Raw genomic sequence first — 1947 nt, 5'->3', positions numbered from 1 at the left:
AAAAGAATTTGATAAAGCTCAAAAAATTGCTGGCATCAAAATTGATGTCCAAAATTTTGTTCCTCAATTTAATGAGAAACTATATTCATTAACGTTTTGTTGTTCAGTTTTCAAAGTTCATTTTTGCTGTCGTTTTTTTGACAGGAATTAAATTTTATCAAAAAAAATTAATAAAGTCAATTTTTAAAATTTCAATTTTTCCATCGCATTTGCGACGGCTATATAATATTATCACTATGAAACTAGTTCGTCAATAAAAAAATAAATATTTTTCATTCCTATTAAGTTTATGTTTGGTTAATCTTTGCTTACTCATATTTACTCTCTTTCCTCTAACCAATTATAAAGAGATGGTTTATTATGGTCTTGCTCCTTCAAGTTTTCTAATTCTTTTAGAATCGTATTACATTTTACTAATAAAAAATCAGCTCTCTCTTTAGTAATACAAATAGGTTTATCAGTATATTGTCTATACCCCTCTAATTCACGTACTAACTTAATTGCCCTCTCTCTTGATTGTTGATTGTTTATATCTATATATTTAAGCGCATCAACAAATACCGCATCAATGATTATCTTAAGTTCATTTATCTGTTTTTGAGTAGCACTAATCGATGTTGATCCATTTGACCAATGCAAATCAAAACCTATAATTGCTCTACCTTGTTTTAATTCTTTATATGTTACTTGTAGTTCTGTGTATTGATTAATTTCAGCTATTGCCATATCTAACACTTTCTTTTTGAATAATCCTGTATTATTGCTATAACTTTTAACATCTTCTACACCGAATAAACGCATAAGTGCATCTTTACTTATCGGTTTATGCCAATATCCATAATGAGCTTTTAAATAATCATATAATATCCAACTAAACCCACTTTTAAATTGTGATGTAATCGTTAAATCAGTTGTGATGTATTTTTCTTTTAATTCTAAAATATGTGGTACAAAATCCTCATTCCATCTGAAAGTAAACAATCCCTCTTTATATTTAATTGAACCGAATACATTCCAATACTCAAAATAATCATTTTCTAAGTCCTCAATTGAAAATTGAAGTGCTAACAACTTTTGAGCATCTTCTTTAGCATGGATAGTTTGATATTTTTCAATATTAAACTTTCTTTCAAAATCAGCTTTATGAAATTCTGTATTTCCGCTTTGTTGAGTAGAATAAATAGCATACGCTAATAATTGCATTTGATTAAGTGTCAAACCTTTATTAAGTTTTGCCATTGAGATTTCATTACTTTTTAAAATACTGTTTTCATAACTAATTATTTTCTTTTTTTCATTTTTCCGTACCACGGATCTACACCTGCTTATTAAAACTTTTTTATCCCCTTTTTAATAACTTAATTTTAATCAAGTTATTAACTTTAAGCTTAATTATAACTTTTATATAAATCGGTTACAATTGAAAGGATAAAAAAGTTTTAATAAAGGGATAAAAAAGTTTCAATAGAGGGATAAAAAAGTTTCAATAATCCACCCAATCGATTGGGGCTCTAAGGTTCGTGGAATCGTTAAATATAATTAATATAATTAATATTTATTATTAGTTATATTAATTTAGATATTTTAATATTTATTATATGTTTATTAAAACTTGCTTTTTTATTTATACATATAAAAATTTATATAACATAACATATAATAAGCATACTTGTAGGCTATAGCACGATACAATGCAAGTTATGCTTGTGCTATATGCTGACATATTCAATTGATATATCAGTTATAAACAATGAATATTAGATATAATTCATTAGCTAAAATTCAGCTATTAATTTTAATACATACAAAAAACCACCACTATAATTTAGTGGTGGTTTTTATTTGCCTAGCAACGTCCTACTCTCACAGGGGGAAGCCCCCAACTACCATCGGCGCTAAAGAGCTTAACTTCCGTGTTCGGTATGGGAACGGGTGTGACCTCTTTGC

The 1947-nt window shown here is 27.3% G+C and carries 1 protein-coding gene and 1 rRNA gene; both read right to left on the bottom strand.

Annotated elements, in window-relative coordinates:
- Nucleotides 1–318: 318 nt before the first annotated feature.
- Nucleotides 319–1311 (bottom strand): replication initiation protein, encoded by a 993-nt coding sequence (locus D8M03_RS17480; protein WP_121216051.1) that lies wholly within the window; start codon nt 1309–1311, stop codon nt 319–321.
- Nucleotides 1312–1844: 533 nt separating this feature from the next.
- A 5S ribosomal RNA gene (gene rrf, locus D8M03_RS17475) occupies nt 1845–1947 on the bottom strand; the annotation flags it as partial.

The organism is Ureibacillus endophyticus (assembly GCF_003628435.1).
Taxonomy (GTDB): Bacteria; Bacillota; Bacilli; order Bacillales_A; family Planococcaceae; genus Ureibacillus; species Ureibacillus endophyticus.
Note: the sequence above shows the minus strand (reverse complement) of the source record. Positions and strands in the feature narration are given on the sequence as shown.